Below are 16,424 nucleotides of genomic sequence, written 5' to 3'. Positions count from 1 at the left end.
ATAAAATAAATTTCTTATTACAGCGATGAGGAATAGAGCGACCCTGCTCCGCCATAATCATTGACCACTTTCCAGGTAATGCTGGAGGCATTAATATTTTCTTTTAGCGTCACTTCTTTGGTCGTCATTGGGGCGACGGAGTTGACTTCCGGCTTCACTTCTTTCCCACCAAGCTGGATGCTATTGAAATAAAAGAAAAACGGTGTCGGATTTTTGATGGTCAGCTTTTTGCCGGCCTTACGCCATTCGAGCTTTTTCGCTTCCGTATTAGGGGAGAGGTCGAAAAGTGTTTTGGGACGATAGACCAGACGCATGCGGTGACGAACCGCCAGTTGAATAGTATTGTTATTCGCTTTGGCATCATCTGCCGGAGGAATCGCCATCACGTTAAAATAGTACATGGATTCCCGGTCGGTCGGCGCATTAACGTTGCCGGTGGCAAACAGACGAACCGTATTCTGTTGTTTCCCCTCGAGGCGAAAAAGCGGTGGGGTAGCCATAAACGAAGGCGCTTTCCCTGCAGGCGTTTCAACCCAGGATTTAATCAGATAGGGAATATCATCTTTATTTTCGATTTGCGCGGTAATTTCACGCGCACCTTCCTTATAGAGGTAGCGGGTGGATTCAACGACAATACCGGCATGAGCAATACTGCTGAGGAGTAATGCACAGGATACGGTGAGATTTAATAAGGTCCTGAACATGGCTTTTCTCTGAATGCAAAAAAGGGCCCGCCGTGAAGCGGGACCCTTTAGGGAAAAATTAGAGGGTGTAATCGATAGTAAAGGTCGCAACACCTTTAACCGGACCTTCGGTAACCGGAGTCGCGGCGTTAGTTCTTACATAACCAGTGGTGTACTTCAGCTGAGTACCGTTGGTTGCAGAGTAGCTTTCGGACATAGTGTCGGAACCGTCGAAGGCTACGCGATGTGCATCGCTGACGCGCTGGATACCGATGCCGATACCGGCTGCACCGTTAGCGGCGGTGTTGTCCAGAATGGTTGCATCGCTGCTGGAGGTGCCACTAACATTTACGGTCACAGCGGTTACCGGTGAAGTGCTGCCCTGGGCACAGTCTTTCACATCAAAACCGAAGTCCTGAGTTTTGAACAGTTTACCAGCCGCTTCAGCGTTCGCTTCGGTGGTGGTAACAGTGATCAGCTGTACGATACCGTTGTTCAGGGTACCCGTCGGAGTCACGACGCAAGAGTTAGCTGCATCAGAGACTTCACCCAGTACAGTTACCTGAGCGGTGTTGGTTGCCATTGCCTGAGCACTCAGCACTGCAGATGCAGCGACCATTACAGCTACGATTGTCTTTTTCATTTAATTAATCCATATATAGATACTTAGTCCTGTGTAGAATCGATAACAGTTATCAAGGGAATGGAGTATGCATTCGCATTGATATTGAAAATAAGCGTCAGCTTTCCTTTATATAGTGCTGAGACCAATCATCCTGTTGAACGACGCTACCATATCGCTTGCCATAGCGAACCATGGAGAAGCGGGAGTAATTTAAAAGTCTGGTGCAAAAAATGCTTGTGAATTATTGATGAAGCACCCGTGAATTTAATGCTGCCCCCCATCTCTGATGAGATGTGGATTCCAGTTGAGATTAATTTAATCTGAAAATGTGACCATTAAGCAAGTTAGCTATCGCTTGTTTTTTTATCTGCGGTATCCTGTGGGCTGAACTTCAATGTGAAATGTACCTGTTTCCATCTGAAACAAGAATGTTCACATAATCGTTTGGTTGAAATCATTTGATTTTATTATGGATAATAGGGTTACGTGGGGCAAGGATATGGATGACGCAGTATTATTTAATGGGTGTATAATTAATCAGGAGATTATATTTAATGCCAATATGAATGAGCTGCGGCCGCTTGCCGGGGACGGGGAGTGCATCAGCCTCAATGCGCCAACCGCCAGATGCTTGCTGCTGCTTTTGCAGAATTGCGGCAAAGTCATTTCGCGGGATGAGTTCCTGGCGGCTGTATGGGAAACACGGGGGGTGGTCGTTTCGCAAAATACGTTCTATCAAAATATCTCTTTGCTGCGAAAATCGCTGGTAAAAGCTGGGCTATCTGAGGATATCATTATCACCGTCCGGCAAAAAGGCTTTAGCGTCGCTCCGAATACATTGGTCATTCCTCTCTCTGATGAAGAGTGCGAGAATATGAACCGGGTGACATTAACGCATTATCAGAATAATAAAGTTGTCGGCTTTATTTCTGAAGATAAGGAAAAACCTGACACTCATTTAAATCTTCCACTAATAGAAAACTCATCAAATCATGGCAGTGATTTGATGGCAAATAAACCGGAAGAAGGTGAAAAAGTATCTGAGCGGTTACATGTTACTTTTAAAATACCCATATGGTTAATCGCGCTAATTGTAGTGATGATTGTAATTAATATTATTGTGTTGGTCGTGCTAAACCGGTAGCTCGTCGCACCCAGGGGTTATAGCGCGGTGCGATAGTCATTTGCTGGTCACCTTAACACCCGTCTGTCGAAATCTTCCTATCGAAGGTCTGCCAGAACGTCCTGGCAGACCTTCAGTTTATTAACGCTGCTTCAGCCCTAAATCCAGCGGCGTCTTGCTGGGTTCCCCGCCGATCTCGCGCGCCAGCTTCGGCACCATATAGCCGGAGATGAGGGTCAATAGTTCACGCATGATTTCACGGGCTTCATCATCGCTGACCATGAAGTGCGCCGCCCCCTGCACCCGATCCAGCACATGCAAGTAGTAGGGCATTACCCCGGCGTCAAACAGCGCATTGCTGAGGTCGGCCAGGGTTTGCGCGTTGTCGTTCACCCCGCGCAGCAGCACGCTCTGGTTGAGCAGCGTGACGCCCGCCTGACGCAGCATGGCCATCGCCGCGCGAAACTCACCGTCAATTTCATTGGCGTGGTTAACGTGGTTAACCAGGATCACCTGCAGCGACGAACGCTGGAAGCGGCTGGCCAGCGTCTCGGTGATGCGCGCCGGGATCACAATTGGCAGGCGGCTGTGAATACGCAGACGCTTAACGTGTGGAATAGCTTCCAGCTGGGTCATCAGCCAGTCAAGCTCATGATCCTTCGCCATCAGCGGGTCGCCGCCGGAGAAGATGATTTCATCAAGCTGCGGATGTGCCGCGATGTAGTCCATCGCCGTCTGCCAGTTGCGCCTGGTGCCCTGATTTTCGGCGTATGGGAAGTGGCGGCGGAAACAATAACGGCAATTGACTGCACAACCGCCTTTCACCAGCAGCAGGGCCCGGTTGCGATATTTGTGCAACAGACCGGGCACCACGCTGTGCTGTTCTTCCAGCGGATCGGTGGAGTAGCCGGGGGCGACGATAAATTCTTCCTCGGCGGTAAGTACCTGACGAAGCAGCGGATCGTTAGGGTTGCCTTTCTCCATGCGGGCGATAAACGCGCGTGGGACGCGCAGCGGGAACAGGCGTCTGGCCTCGCGTCCGGCCAGCAGTTTTTCATCAGCGTCTACATTTAAAAGACGCAGCAGTTCATCAGGACTGGTCACAACATTGGCAAGTTGCGTTATCCAATCTTCTCTGGATGGGGTATTTAGGGTTACAATATGCGCCATTTTGTGGCTTAGCTACCAGTTAAACAATTTCAGAGGGCCTTATGGCGACTTACTATAGCAACGATTTTCGTGCTGGTCTTAAAATCATGTTAGATGGCGAACCTTATGCGGTAGAAGCCAGCGAATTCGTTAAACCAGGTAAAGGCCAGGCGTTTGCGCGCGTTAAGCTGCGCCGTCTGCTGACCGGTACCCGCGTTGAGAAAACCTTCAAATCTACCGATTCCGCAGAAGGCGCGGACGTTGTCGATATGAACCTGACTTACCTGTACAACGACGGTGAGTTCTGGCACTTCATGAACAACGAAACCTTCGAGCAGCTGTCTGCTGACGCGAAAGCGATCGGTGATAACGCTAAATGGCTGCTGGATCAGGCTGAGTGCATCGTGACCCTGTGGAACGGCCAGCCGATCGCGGTCACCCCGCCGAACTTCGTTGAGCTGGAAATCATTGAAACCGATCCAGGCCTGAAAGGCGACACCGCGGGTACCGGCGGTAAACCGGCGACCCTGTCTACTGGCGCGGTGGTTAAAGTTCCGCTGTTCGTTCAGATCGGCGAAGTGATCAAAGTGGATACTCGCTCTGGCGAATATGTATCCCGCGTGAAGTAATTTCGCGTCATGATGACCGGCGTAGCCTCCGTGCTGCGCCGCTCTTTTCGTACAGGCACAACGAGCACGATACATGAAGCGCAGCGTTAAACTCCTGGTGTTACTCTTTCTGAGCAGCGCGCTGTTGGCTGGCTGCAATACCGCCCGCGGTGTGGGCGAAGATATTCAGGGCCTGGGCCACGCTATCTCTCACGCTGTGAGCTGAATTTCCCTGCCGTTTCGTTAATGGCGCTTGCCTCCCGGTATGTCAGCCTCCTCCACGCATACTCCTTTTCTCTTAAAAATCGCAAAGATCCCTTCATCTTTGGACGGTTTGTCTATGCTTATAGGGCATGAAAACAAAACTGACACTAAGGATGACATTATGGTGAAAAAAACGATTGCAGCGTTCTTTACGGTTTTGGTCCTCTCTTCAGCACTGACCGCTTGTAACACCACGCGCGGTGTCGGTGAGGATATTTCAGACGGCGGCAACGCAATCTCTGGCGCGGCAACCAAAGCTCAGCAATAAACGCCGTCAACGGTACGGTTTAGCGCCGTACCGTTCTTCACTTCTCTCATTCCGTTGGATATACTCACCACGACTTTTCATCCACCTTACGGGACGACCCGTAAGCGTTTCTCATCCGGGGACGGCCCCAGCAAAGGAGCCTTATGTCCTGGATAGTCTTGTTTATCGCTGGCCTGCTGGAAGTGGTGTGGGCCGTCGGCCTGAAATATACCCATGGCTTTAGCCGCCTGGTTCCCAGCGTTATCACCATCGTGGCGATGGTGGCCAGCATGGCGCTGCTCTCATGGGCGATGAAAACCCTACCGGTAGGTACCGCCTACGCCGTCTGGACCGGGATCGGCGCCGTGGGGGCCGCCGTGACCGGTATTGTGCTGTTAGGGGAATCCGCCAGCGCCATGCGTATCGCCAGCCTTGTCTGTATCGTGATTGGCATCATTGGCCTGAAGATCAGCGCGCACTAATCATAGCGCTGATTGACCCAGACCAGTTTGCCGACATCAAAGCCCTGTCGGGTGGCAATGTCCAGCATCTGCTGCCTGACCTCCGGGGCGATGGTCGGCGCCCGGGCCAGCAGCCAGAGATAGTCGCGATCGGGGCCGCAGACCAGCGCGTAACGATACTCCTTATCCAGAGCAATGACGTTATAGCTGCCGTAGAAAGGGCCGAAGAAGGAAATCTTCAGCGCGGCGCGGCTGGGCTCCCCGGTAAAGTACGCTACCCCGTCCGTTTTCTGCCACATGCCGCGGTCGGGGTTATAACCTTTATTCACCACATCCAGACCGCCGTCATCACGTGGGTGCCAGGCGATCGTGACTTTTTCCAGCCCGCTTTCAAAAGGGTGGTCAAAGCGGGCGATTTCATACCAGGTACCCAGATAGCGCTGAACGTCGAAGGGACTGACCACGGTGACGCCCGGCGGCGGGGTGGGCGTGCTGCAGGCGACAGACAGGAACGAGACGGCAATCGCGGTGATTATCGGCAGGATACGCATGGCATGCTCCTTGCTGGCTTTTAAGCTAAGTGTAGAGTCCAGCAGGGAAAAGGCGGCAAGATTTTTCTATGAAGCGAGCCCGGTAGCAGAAATGCGACCGGGCTCTTGCAGGATCAGATAAACAGTACGCCAACGAGGGTGATGACGCTGAGGATTGCCGCCAGGCCGTAGAAGACCCATTTACCGTTTGGCACATGGATTTTCAGATCGTGCATGGCGTGGTGAATACGATGCAACCCACACCACAGCGGCAGGACAATCATCAGAAAGATGAATGCGCGGCCGATAAAGCTTTGGGCAAAGGCCAGCACACGCTCATAGCTGAAGGCGTCGGCCGGAGCGAGCCCCAGCGGCAGCAGGATGCCGACCAGCAGCACCATCACCGGCGCGACGATCGCGCCCCACATGCCGCCTGCGCCAAACAGCCCCCAGAATACGGGTTCATCGGAACGTTTCGGATTGGGATTAATCATCTCAGCCTCCTTACCAGAACAGGGCGACAAACAGGATCACCACGGTGACCACCGCCGTCACCACCCAGAGCCCTTTAATGACCGGCTCTGGCCCCATTTTTTCGCCTTTGATGATGACGTTGGCGGCTTTCGGCGCCAGCTCAAACCAGGTTTTGGTGTGCAGCAGCGCCGCCGCCAGAGTAATCAGGTTGAGGATTACCACCACCGGGTTTTGCAGGAATCCGATATATCCCGCCCAGCTCTCGGCGCCGTGCTTGAGGGCAAACAGCCCATAAATCAGCACAATGCTAAACCATACCGTCGGTACCGCTGTGCCTTCCCGTACCATGTAGAAGCGATAAAACGGCAGCTTTTTCCACCAGGTGGAGGTCATTGGTCGCACGTAGGGTTTGCGTTTCGTCGTCATAATGCACTCCTTAGCGTGGTTTCAGGGTGGCGATAAGAAAGTCTTTCGAGCTTTCCACCTTGCCCTGCTGGATCGCGGCCGCCGGGTCGACGTGCTTCGGACACACTTCCGAGCAGTAGCCAACGAAAGTACAGGTCCAGACGCCATTCTGGCCGTTAAGCTGCGCCATGCGTTCCTTTTTACCGTGGTCGCGGCTGTCTTCGTTATAGCGGTGGGCGAGGGTGATCGCCGCCGGGCCGATAAATTCCGGGTTCAGGCCGAACTGTGGACAGGCGGCATAGCACAGCCCGCAGTTGATGCAGCCGGAAAACTGATGGTATTTCGCCATCTGGGCCGGGGTCTGCTTGTTTGGCCCCTGGTCAGGCGTGCGGTTATTGCCGATGATATACGGCTTAATGGCTTCCAGGCTTTCGATAAAGTGGGTCATGTCCACCACCAGATCGCGCTCGATCGGGAAGTTGGCCAGCGCCTCAACTTTGATGCCTTTGGTGTAATCGCGCAGGAAGGTTTTGCAGGCCAGCTTCGGCACCTTGTTGACCATCATGCCGCAGGAACCGCAGATTGCCATTCGGCAGGACCAGCGGTAGCTCAGGTCTGGCGCCAGGTTGTCTTTGATGTAGCCCAGCGCGTCCAGCAGCGAGGTCTGTTCATCATAAGGCACGTCATAGAATGCGCTGTGCGGTGCGGTGTCGACCTCCGGATTGTAGCGCACCACTTCGACTTTCAGGTTTTTCATCTCAGCCATGGGTGGTCTCCTTCTTCTCAGCCGCGTCCGCTTCTGCGCCATAGACACGTTTTGCCGGCGGCAGCGTGGTGATCTTCACATCGCCATATTCCAGACGGGTAGTGCCATCGGCCTCGCGGAAGGCGAGAGTGTGCTTGAGGAAGTTGACGTCGTCGCGTTCGGTACAGCCTTCATCCAGACGCTGGTGCGCCCCGCGCGATTCTTTACGGGCGATGGCCGAGTGCGCCATACATTCGGCAACGTTTAAACCGTGCCCCAGCTCAATGGTGTAAAGCAGATCGGTATTGAACACGCTGGAGTTATCGGTAATGCGCACGCGCTTAAAGCGCTCCTGCAGTTCAGCCAGCTTGTCGATCGTTTTCTGCATCAGCTCCGGCGTGCGGTAGATGCCGCAGCCTTCCTCCATCGACAGCCCCATTTCATCGCGAATTTTCGCCCAGTTTTCGTTACCTTCCTGGTTGACGATATCTTTCAGGCGCTGCTCCACATCGGCAGCCTGCGCATCGAGGGCGGCGCCGTTTGCCTCGCCCGCCTGAGCGGCGCGCTGCATGGCCTGCTCCCCGGCCAGGCGGCCGAAGACCACCAGCTCGGCCAGCGAGTTGGAGCCCAGGCGGTTGGCGCCATGTAAGCCAACGGACGAGCATTCGCCCACGGCAAACAGCCCTTTGATCCGGGTTTCGCACTGCTGATCGGTTTCAATACCGCCCATGGTGTAGTGCGCGGTCGGGCGCACCGGGATCGGCTCTTTCACCGGATCGACGCCGACGTAGGCTTTCGCCAGTTCACAGATAAACGGCAGACGCTCCAGCAGTTTTTTCTCGCCGAGGTGGCGGAGATCGAGGTAGACCACGTCGCCGCGCGGCGTCGGGATGGTGTTCCCTTTCCGCCACTCGTGCCAGAAGGCCTGGGACACTTTGTCGCGTGGGCCCAGCTCCATATATTTATTCTTCGGTTCGCCGAGCGGGGTTTCCGGGCCCATGCCGTAATCCTGCAGATAGCGGTAGCCGTTTTTGTTGACCAGAATCCCGCCTTCGCCGCGGCAGCCTTCGGTCATCAGGATCCCGGAGCCCGGCAGGCCGGTCGGGTGATACTGAACGAATTCCATGTCGCGCAGCGGCACGCCATGGCCCAGGGCCATCCCCATCCCGTCACCGGTGACGATGCCACCGTTGGTGTTGTAGCGGTAGACGCGCCCGGCGCCGCCGGTAGCCAGCACCACGGCGTTAGCGCGGATCTGCACCAGGGTGCCTTCCATCATATTCATCGCCACCAGGCCGCGGGCCTGCCCGTCATCGACCAGCAGGTCAAGGACGAAATGTTCGTCAAAGCGCTGAATTTGGGGAAACTGAAGGGAGGTCTGGAAGAGGGTATGCAGCATGTGGAAGCCGGTTTTGTCGGCGGCAAACCAGGTGCGTTCGATTTTCATGCCACCGAAGCGTCGGACGTTGACGCTGCCGTCGGGGCGGCGGCTCCATGGGCATCCCCACTGCTCCAGCTGGGTCATTTCCGTCGGGCAGTGATGAACAAAATAGTCGACGACATCCTGCTCGCACAGCCAGTCGCCTCCCGCGACGGTGTCGTGAAAATGGTACTCAAAGCTATCGTGATCCTGGGCAACGGCTGCGGATCCCCCTTCTGCAGCGACCGTATGGCTGCGCATCGGATAGACTTTAGAAATCAGGGCGATTTTAGCGTTGGGGTTGGCCTGAGCGGCGGCGATAGCGGCACGAAGGCCTGCCCCGCCGGCGCCAATTACGGCGAGATCGGCTTGAAAAGTTTGCACGACATTCCTCCAGTTTTAGTGTATTTCGCCGCCGGGCTGGCGAAAAAGTATCACTGCTCCTTTATAGGTACAGGAGTATAGCCTTAGGGTCAGTATGGAAAATTGACGTGTTCGATTTTTTTATCGATATGTGCGGTTATTTATCAGTGGTATTTATGCGTCAGGGTTAACGATAGATTAATGGCATGTAGTCTGCCGGAGATTGCACAAAATTTGTTTCACTCGCCGGTTGCGAGTAGACTTCGTGCCCTTAATTTGCAATCGGAGAAAGTACCATGAGCGAGACGGCAACCTGGCAGCCGAGCGCACCCATTCCCAATCTGTTGAAGCGCGCGGCGGTGATGGCGGAAATCCGCCGTTTCTTTACCGATCGCGGCGTGCTGGAGGTGGAGACGCCTTGCATGAGTCAGGCGACGGTAACGGATATTCATTTGTTCCCGTTCGAAACCCGTTTCGTCGGCCCGGGCCATTCTCAGGGGCTTAACCTGTACCTGATGACCAGTCCGGAATACCACATGAAGCGCCTGCTGGCGGCAGGTTGCGGCCCGGTCTTCCAGCTGTGCCGCAGCTTCCGTAATGAAGAGATGGGGCGTCATCACAATCCGGAATTCACCATGCTGGAGTGGTATCGTCCATGCTATGACATGTATCGCCTGATCAATGAGGTGGACGATCTGCTGCAGCAGGTGCTGGAGTGCCAACCGGCGGAAAGTCTCTCCTATCAGCAGGCGTTTCAGCGCCATCTGGAAATTGACCCGCTCTCTGCCGATAAAGCACAGCTGCGTGAAGTCGCAGCGAAGCTGGATCTGAGCAATATCGCCGATACTGAAGAAGATCGCGATACCCTGCTGCAGCTGCTGTTCACCATGGGCGTGGAGCCGCACATCGGCAAAGATCGACCAACGTTCATTTATCATTTCCCGGCGACTCAGGCCTCTTTAGCGCAGATCAGCCCGGAAGATCATCGGGTCGCTGAGCGCTTTGAGGTCTATTACAAAGGTATTGAGCTGGCGAACGGTTTCCACGAGCTGACCGACGCCCATGAACAGCGCCTGCGGTTTGAGCAGGATAACCGCAAACGCGCCGCGCGCGGCCTTCCGCAGCAGCCCATCGATAACAACCTGCTGGCGGCGCTGGAGGCGGGTCTGCCGGACTGCTCCGGCGTGGCGCTGGGCGTTGACCGCGTGGTCATGCTGGCGCTGGGCGCTGAAAGCATCGGCGAAGTGATCGCCTTTACGGTAGACCGCGCCTGATCGCTTTTTCACCTCCCTCCGCCGGCGGGTGGGGGAGGTGAAAGACGACTCTGAACCTGACACCCTCGCCCCGGCTTTAGCCCGAATACCCACAATTTCCCTCCGTGATTTTGCTACTATCCGCGCTCTTTTTATGAGGCCAGGCGTCGCTCGTCGGGGCGATGCCCACGTTTGGATAGATTTATGCATCAACAACTCAAGAAGATGAGCCTGATCGGGCTGATTCTGATGATCTTCACCTCGGTGTTTGGCTTTGCCAACAGCCCATCGGCGTTTTATCTGATGGGCTATAGCGCGATGCCGTTTTACCTTTTTTCCGCCCTCTTTTTCTTTATCCCGTTCGCGCTGATGATGGCGGAGATGGGCTCAGCTTATCGTCGCGAAGAGGGCGGGATCTATTCCTGGATGAACCACAGCGTCGGGCCGCGCTTTGCCTTCATTGGTACCTTTATGTGGTTTGCCTCGTACGTAGTGTGGATGGTGAGTACCGCCGCTAAGATCTGGGTCCCGCTCTCTACTTTTTTGTTTGGCGCGGACAAAACCCAGACCTGGGCGCTGGGTAGCCTGACGCCGACGCAGACGGTCGGTATTCTGGCGGCCTGCTGGATGGTCGTGGTGACCTTTATTGCCGTCAAAGGGATCAATAAAATCGCTAAAATTACCGCCGTCGGCGGTATCGCGGTGATGGGGCTTAACCTGGTGCTGCTGCTGGTGAGCGGGGCGATCCTTCTGCTTAACGGCGGTCATTTCGCCCAGCCGTTAATCTTCACCCTTTCGCCTAATCCCGGGTATCAGTCGGGCATGGCGATGCTGTCGTTTGTGGTATTTGCCATCTTTGCCTATGGCGGAATTGAGGCGGTCGGCGGCTTAGTGGATAAGACCGATAAGCCGGAAAAGAACTTTGCCAAAGGTATTATCATCGCGGCGATCGTTATCTCGATCGGTTACTCGCTGGCGATTGTGCTGTGGGGCGTGAGCGCCAACTGGCAGCAGGTGCTTGGCGCGCGTTCGACCAACCTCGGCAACATCACCTATGTGCTGATGACCAGCCTCGGGGCGACGCTGGGCCAGGCCCTGCACCTGACCCCTGCGGCGTCAGCCCTGACCGGGGTCTGGTTCGCCCGAATTACCGGCCTGTCGATGTTTCTCGCCTACACCGGCGCGTTCTTCACCCTCAGCTATTCTCCCCTGAAAGCGATTATCCAGGGCACGCCAAAAGCGCTCTGGCCGTCGGTGATGACCCGTCTCAACGTCAACGGAATGCCCGCCGCGGCGATGTGGCTGCAGTGTCTGCTGGTCGGGGTGTTTATCGTACTGGTATCGTTCGGTGGGGATAGCGCTTCCGCGTTTTATAACAAGCTGACGCTGATGGCCAATGTCTCTATGACCTTGCCTTATCTGTTCCTGACCATCGCCTTCCCGTTCTTCAAGGCGAAAACCCATCTTGACCGGCCGTTCGTGATCTTCAAAAACCGTCCGTCGACGCTGCTGGCGACCGGCGTGGTGCTGCTGGTGGTGACCTTCGCCAATATCTTCACCATTATCCAACCCGTCATCGACAGCGGGGACTGGAACAGCACCCTGTGGATGGTCGGTGGGCCGATCTTCTTCTCACTGCTGGCGCTGGGGATCTACGAAAGCTACCGTCGGCGCATGGCGTCCGGCGCGCTGGTGATGGAGAGTTAAAGAACCTGCCCGGCGGTGCAGCCGGGCAGGGGATGGTTTACAGGCTACCAGCCGTACGGCGGCTGGTTTTTCCGGCCGAGGTCATGGTTTTACTGCTTTGCCTGCCGTCAATACTTTCCAGACGCATCTGGAATGGAGGGAACGGCATATCAATGCCATGCTCGCGGAAGCCCGCCAGGATCAGCTGATGCATCTCATGGCGCAGCGGCATGCGGTGCCCCATCTCCGCGGCAAAAATACGTAGCTCGAAAATCTGGATCCCCTGCTGCAGGTCGACGAGAAACGCCTCCGGCGCCGGGGTATCGATGACCAGCGAGCAGCGATGCGCCGCGGCGATGAGAATTTTCGTCACCTCTTCGGTATCGGCGTCCACAGGCGCCGGCACCGTCAGCACCACGCGGGTAACCGAGTCCGACAGCGACCAGTTGATAAACTGTTCGGTAATGAACGCCTTGTTCGGCACGATAATCTCTTTTCGGTCCCAGTCGCTGATGGTGGTCGCACGGGTATTAATGCGGGTGACGCTGCCCGTCAGGTCGCGAATGGTGACCGTATCGCCGATGCGGATCGGCTTCTCAAACAGGATAATCAGGCCGGAGATAAAGTTGGCGAAGATCTCCTGCAGGCCAAACCCGAGACCCACACCCAGCGCGGCGACCAGCCACTGCAGCTTCGACCACTCGATACCGATCATTGAGAAGCCCACCAGCCCGCCGACCAGCATCAGCAGATACTTAGTGATGGTGGTGATGGCGTAGCCGGTGCCGGGGGTTAAATCGAGATGCTGGAGGATCGCCAGTTCCAGCAGCGCGGGCAGGTTGCGTACCAGCTGAGTGGTGATGATCAGCACCAGAATGGCAATCAATACCGCGCCAAGCGTAATAGGCTCAAGGCTTTCCACCCCTTGTACCGTCGAGGTCACGTCCCACAGCGAGATATTCTCAAGGAAGCCAAACGCCGAGTGAATTTCCGACCACAGCACGATGACCGATAGCAGCGCGATCAGCATCAGCAGGGAGCGGACAAGCCGCAGCGACTGGGTACTGATGGCATCGAGGTCGACCTCGCTGACCTCCGTCTCCACCGACCCTTCCGGGCTGCTGACGTGAACGGGCTCATCTTCGCCGCGGGCGCGCTGAGCGAGAATTTCCGCGCGACGATGGCGGGCCCGGTCGAAGGCCAGCCGGCGGCGCTGGATCAGCATCCAGCGGCGGATGATGTGATAGACCACCAGCAGCAGGAACCAGATGGCGACCGAGGTTTCCAGACGCGCAAGCAGCGCCTGGGCGGTGGCGAGGTAGCCGACGGCGGCCGCCAGCATGGCCACCAGCGGGGCGCCAAGCATCAGGTTCCACAGCAGGCGGTTCACCATATTGTCGCCATTCCCCTCTTTATCCAGATAGAGCGGAATACCGGCGTGCTTAAGGCTCAGGGTGACCACCGCCAGCGCGCCGCAGATCAGCAGGAAGCACAGGCGGCCCAGCGAAGCGGAGAATTCGCGGTCGTTAAGATTATCGAACATGATCAGCGCCATAATCAGCGGCACAATCAGCCCGATGCTCATCAGGTAGTAGCGCATCGCCTTCGCCACGCGGCTACGCGGCCAGCCGAAGTGGGCGATAAACAGCCCGTTTGGCCGGGCGAAGGTGGCGCAGATCATCACCACCCACAGCAAAGGCACCGTCGCGGTGACTCCATCGCCAATCGCCACCGCCAGCGGGAACGGCCAGGCGGACTGCAGACCATAGCCGAGCGTCATCCACAGCACCGGCAGCGGCGAGGCCACCAGTATCGACCAGAAGACCGTGCGCAGCGTCAGCCAGAAGTGATCCTGGGTGACTTTCCCCACCCGGGCGCTGGAGCGCTCGAGAAAGCGGGTGAAATGGCGCCGCGAGCTGATGCTAAAGCCAACCAGCAGCAGGGCGGCAAACAGCGGCAGCAGGGTCTCTTTGCTGGTAAGCATCATCGCGCTGGCTTTGCCCAGTTCGCTGATGGTATCCAGGGAGATCAGGCGCCGCAGATCCTGGACGATCTCCAGCGGCCAGGAGAAGCCGATGGGGCTGACGTCCGAAGTCCAGAACAGATAGCGGTGGGTGGCTTCGTTGATCTCTTTCAGCGCGTCTTCCAGCTGGCCGTTGGCGACCTTCAGCTTGGTGAGCTCCAGCATCAGGGTGTCGCCGCCGCGCAGCAGCGAGTTCAGCAGCTCGTTCTGCGTGCGCAGCTGCGCCTGCAGGATCTTGTTCTGCTCGCTGGTCAGCGGTTCGCCGTCGGCCTGGCGGATCTGCCGCAGCTGCGGCTGCTTACTCAGCAAATCTTCAAAGCGCAGACGCTGCACACGCAGCTGCGCCATTTCCGTATCCAGCTGCTGCGGGCGAGGGCGCTCCGGCAGCCGCGCCACCTGGGCGCGCAGGGCTTCGCCCAGCAGATTGGAGGAGCCCAGCCACTGCGACTGCTCGCGCAGAGTGTTTAACGCCTGGCGCACCTGCAGCGTTTGATTCGTCGCCTGCCGCTGCTGGGACGCCACCAGATCCATGCGCTGCGCCTGCTGGTTCAGCGCCTGGGAGAGCTCACGGTTGACCTTAAACTGGGCGGTGATGTCCGGCGGCAGGTTTTCACTGTTCTCCGCCAGCAGTTCGGTACTCTCCAGCGCCTTTTCCGCCTCCCGCTGGCGCTGGCTGTTTTGCAGATTGCGCAGCGCCTGCAGATAGGCATCCAGCTGCTCGCTCTGTTTTTGCGCCAGCTCGGAACGGGCGCGCGACAGCTCCTGGCGGTTGTTGGCGGAGAGCTGGGCGAGGTCGAGTTCATCCACCAGCGCCTTCAGACGCGCCGATTCCGCCTGCAGGGCAAGATTTTGCGCCTGGGCGAGAGCATTGTTGCCGGTTTGCGTGCCGATGCGGCGCTCAACCTCATTGAGCTGACGACGGGCATCGGTTTGCTGCTGCGGCAGCTGGTTCAGGGAGTCGGCGATTTCACGCGCGCGATCCTGCTCCTGCTGCGCCTGGCGGCTCGATTCCAGCAGTTGGCTGCTGACCTGCAGGATCTCCTGGTTCAGCGCATCGGCGGTCAGGCCGGTTGGCACCTGGCGCGGCTCTTCGCTCAGATTATTGAGCTGGGCACGCAGGCTTTGAAACAGTTTGGGGAAATTGTCGATAACGTCCTGATACTGACGGGCGCGCTCGAGGGATGATTTTCGCTCCTCAAGCGCGTTCAGCGCGGACTGCAGAACTTCAACGGTTTCAGGCTGGGCGGGCTTTGCCGCCTTCGCCTGTTCCAGTTCCTGGGTTATCTGTTTAGCATCCGGGGCTGTCGCAGCGTACGCCCCGAAACTGAGGCTCAAGGCCAACAGGAAAGTGTATATCAGGCGCACGGCATAACCCTTTTGCTGAAGAATTAACCTTGGTCTTGTTTATCGTCAACCAGCGGGCTGGCGCGGTGTTCGGCGCGGATCTCTTCTTCCGGTAACGGAGCGGGTTCAGCGGCGGCGGTCGCTTCCACTGCTGTCGCCAGCGGTTGGCCGATCTTGGTCACGGACAGGCTTTGCAGCGTGTCGACCAGCTTCACCTGGCCCGGGGCAAACAGGTTGATCACGGTGGAACCCAGTTTGAAGCGGCCCATCTCCTGGCCTTTCAGCAAGGCGATGGAGCCTTCGTTGTCGCCAGCGGGCCAGGTCCAGCGTTTAATAATGCCTTCGCGCGGCGGGGTCACGGTGCCGGACCACACGGTCTCGATGCTGCCGACGATAGTTGCGCCCACCAGAATTTGCGCCATCGGGCCAAACTCAGTATCAAACAGGCAGATGACGCGCTCGTTACGGGCGAACAGGTTCGGCACGTTCTGCGCCGTCAAGTGGTTAACAGAGAACAGGTCGCCAGGAACGTAGATCATTTCGCGCAAGATGCCGTTGCACGGCATGTGTACGCGGTGATAGTCGCGCGGCGACAGGTAGGTGGTGGCGAAGCTGCCGTTACGGAACAGGTCGGCCATCTGATAGTTGCCGGCCAGCAGGGCTTCCAAACTGTAGTCATGACCCTTAGCCTGCAGGATTTTATCGTTCTCAATGGCGCCAAGCTGGCTGATCACGCCATCGGCCGGCATCACCAGCACGTTTGGATCGGTATTCAGCGGGCGAACGTCGTCGCGCAGCGGGCGCACGAAGAAATCGTTGAAGGTGCGATAAGCCGCGGTATCCGGCTTCTGCGCCTCTTTCATATCGACCTTGTAGTATTTCACGAACAGATCGATGACCAGCTTCGTCAGCCAACCTGCGCGTTTGCTCGCACCCCAGCCTGCGAGGCGGGTGAGCCACAGTTTAGGCAGAATGTATTGCAGTGAAAGTTTAAGATCGTTTAACAAAGTAGCCTCCAGGC

Annotated in this window: 17 protein-coding genes; 7 read left to right on the top strand and 10 right to left on the bottom strand. The window is 56.7% G+C overall.

Features of this window, described 5'->3' with window-relative positions; genetic code table 11:
• Window positions 1-17: 17 nt before the first annotated feature.
• The gene (locus LPQ25_RS23870; RefSeq protein WP_004872804.1) at window positions 18-704 is read right to left on the bottom strand and encodes a fimbrial biogenesis chaperone; all 687 of its coding nucleotides are present in this window, start codon (window positions 702-704) and stop codon (window positions 18-20) included.
• A 58-nt stretch (window positions 705-762) separates the two neighbouring features.
• Complete coding sequence (locus tag LPQ25_RS23865; protein ID WP_004872803.1) at window positions 763-1,326, bottom strand: fimbrial protein; 564 nt, start codon at window positions 1,324-1,326, stop codon at window positions 763-765.
• A gap of 481 nt (window positions 1,327-1,807) precedes the next feature.
• On the opposite strand from LPQ25_RS23865, the gene LPQ25_RS23860 reads away from it, so the two are divergent.
• A complete protein-coding gene (locus LPQ25_RS23860; protein ID WP_002885498.1) occupies window positions 1,808-2,452 on the top strand; it encodes a winged helix-turn-helix domain-containing protein in 645 nt (214 codons plus the stop codon).
• 120 nt (window positions 2,453-2,572) lie between these two features.
• Here the strand turns inward: LPQ25_RS23860 and epmB are convergent, their stop codons facing one another.
• On the bottom strand, window positions 2,573-3,601 hold the full coding sequence (gene epmB / locus LPQ25_RS23855) for an EF-P beta-lysylation protein EpmB (RefSeq protein WP_002885500.1): 1,029 nt from the start codon (window positions 3,599-3,601) through the stop codon (window positions 2,573-2,575).
• A gap of 41 nt (window positions 3,602-3,642) precedes the next feature.
• Here epmB and efp point away from each other — a divergent pair, with 41 nt between their 5' ends.
• The 4 genes from efp to sugE all read left to right on the top strand — a co-directional run bounded on the left by efp (window position 3,643) and on the right by sugE (window position 5,181).
• Window positions 3,643-4,209, top strand: coding sequence for an elongation factor P (efp, locus tag LPQ25_RS23850; RefSeq protein ID WP_002885506.1), 567 nt, complete (start codon window positions 3,643-3,645; stop codon window positions 4,207-4,209).
• Window positions 4,210-4,282: 73 nt separating this feature from the next.
• On the top strand, window positions 4,283-4,414 hold the full coding sequence (locus tag LPQ25_RS23845) for an entericidin A/B family lipoprotein (protein WP_002885511.1): 132 nt from the start codon (window positions 4,283-4,285) through the stop codon (window positions 4,412-4,414).
• 159 nt (window positions 4,415-4,573) lie between these two features.
• On the top strand, window positions 4,574-4,720 hold the full coding sequence (ecnB, locus tag LPQ25_RS23840; RefSeq protein WP_002885518.1) for a lipoprotein toxin entericidin B: 147 nt from the start codon (window positions 4,574-4,576) through the stop codon (window positions 4,718-4,720).
• Window positions 4,721-4,863: 143 nt separating this feature from the next.
• Complete coding sequence (gene sugE / locus LPQ25_RS23835; protein WP_002885521.1) at window positions 4,864-5,181, top strand: quaternary ammonium compound efflux SMR transporter SugE; 318 nt, start codon at window positions 4,864-4,866, stop codon at window positions 5,179-5,181.
• On the opposite strand, the gene LPQ25_RS23830 is transcribed toward sugE, so the two are convergent.
• The 5 genes from LPQ25_RS23830 to frdA form a co-directional block, all read right to left on the bottom strand.
• Window positions 5,178-5,711, bottom strand: coding sequence for a lipocalin family protein (locus LPQ25_RS23830; protein WP_004222047.1), 534 nt, complete (start codon window positions 5,709-5,711; stop codon window positions 5,178-5,180). The genes sugE and LPQ25_RS23830 overlap by 4 nt on opposite strands.
• Window positions 5,712-5,824: 113 nt before the next feature.
• Complete coding sequence (frdD, locus tag LPQ25_RS23825; RefSeq protein WP_002885526.1) at window positions 5,825-6,184, bottom strand: fumarate reductase subunit FrdD; 360 nt, start codon at window positions 6,182-6,184, stop codon at window positions 5,825-5,827.
• Between the two features lie 10 nt (window positions 6,185-6,194).
• Window positions 6,195-6,590 carry a fumarate reductase subunit FrdC gene (gene frdC / locus LPQ25_RS23820; protein ID WP_002885530.1) on the bottom strand — a complete coding sequence of 132 codons (396 nt, stop codon included), beginning with the start codon at window positions 6,588-6,590 and terminating at the stop codon, window positions 6,195-6,197.
• Window positions 6,591-6,600: 10 nt separating this feature from the next.
• A complete protein-coding gene (gene frdB, locus LPQ25_RS23815) occupies window positions 6,601-7,335 on the bottom strand; it encodes a fumarate reductase iron-sulfur protein (protein ID WP_004177729.1) in 735 nt (244 codons plus the stop codon).
• A complete protein-coding gene (frdA, locus tag LPQ25_RS23810) occupies window positions 7,328-9,118 on the bottom strand; it encodes a fumarate reductase (quinol) flavoprotein subunit (RefSeq protein ID WP_012737205.1) in 1,791 nt (596 codons plus the stop codon). Before frdA ends, frdB begins: the two co-directional genes overlap by 8 nt.
• Before the next feature lie 275 nt (window positions 9,119-9,393).
• On the opposite strand from frdA, the gene epmA reads away from it, so the two are divergent.
• Both epmA and yjeM read left to right on the top strand, forming a co-directional pair.
• Window positions 9,394-10,371 carry an elongation factor P--(R)-beta-lysine ligase gene (gene epmA / locus LPQ25_RS23805; protein WP_004146714.1) on the top strand — a complete coding sequence of 326 codons (978 nt, stop codon included), beginning with the start codon at window positions 9,394-9,396 and terminating at the stop codon, window positions 10,369-10,371.
• A gap of 183 nt (window positions 10,372-10,554) precedes the next feature.
• Entirely contained in the window at window positions 10,555-12,057 is a 1,503-nt protein-coding gene (gene yjeM, locus LPQ25_RS23800; protein ID WP_012737206.1) for a glutamate/gamma-aminobutyrate family transporter YjeM, read from the top strand.
• A gap of 37 nt (window positions 12,058-12,094) precedes the next feature.
• Here yjeM and mscM read toward each other — a convergent pair whose 3' ends face one another.
• Window positions 12,095-15,424: a miniconductance mechanosensitive channel MscM gene (gene mscM, locus LPQ25_RS23795; RefSeq protein ID WP_004146716.1), complete on the bottom strand. Its 3,330-nt coding sequence runs from the start codon at window positions 15,422-15,424 to the stop codon at window positions 12,095-12,097.
• 23 nt (window positions 15,425-15,447) lie between these two features.
• Entirely contained in the window at window positions 15,448-16,410 is a 963-nt protein-coding gene (gene asd, locus LPQ25_RS23790) for an archaetidylserine decarboxylase (protein ID WP_002885536.1), read from the bottom strand.
• Between the last annotated feature and the right edge of the window lie 14 nt (window positions 16,411-16,424).

The organism is Klebsiella sp. KPN54798 (assembly GCF_021184225.1).
Lineage (GTDB): Bacteria > Pseudomonadota > Gammaproteobacteria > Enterobacterales > Enterobacteriaceae > Klebsiella > Klebsiella pneumoniae.
Note: the sequence above shows the minus strand (reverse complement) of the source record. Positions and strands in the feature narration are given on the sequence as shown.